Genomic DNA, 242 nt, shown 5'->3' with positions numbered 1-242 from the left:
CAGCCGCCATCTTCGAGACAGGTTTCCCAACCTGAGGGGCGGTTGCTCCATGTGATGTCAAACTCGTCCAACAGTACAGCGTTGAGTGTTCGCTGATCGCTCCCGTCAAATCGTTGTTGTACGCGCTCGGCAATGCGACGCGTGGCGGTGCAAGGACGCATATAAAAGAAACCTGTACAGACGGCAAAACCCCAAGCTTCTTTTGCTTCGTTTGGAAAGGATCCAGGTTGAAACGCAAGATC

At 52.9% G+C, this 242-nt stretch carries 1 protein-coding gene; it reads right to left on the bottom strand.

Annotation, left to right across the window (positions count from 1 at the left end):
- Nucleotides 1-242, bottom strand: a 242-nt coding sequence (locus Q4528_RS15575) for a hypothetical protein (protein WP_303522623.1), incomplete at both ends; no start/stop codon positions are given.

This window comes from Staphylococcus pasteuri (assembly GCF_030547725.1).
In the GTDB taxonomy this organism is placed as follows: Bacteria; Bacillota; Bacilli; order Staphylococcales; family Staphylococcaceae; genus Staphylococcus; species Staphylococcus pasteuri.
The sequence above is the reverse complement of the archived record's forward strand: the minus strand, read 5'-3'. Positions and strand labels throughout refer to the sequence as shown.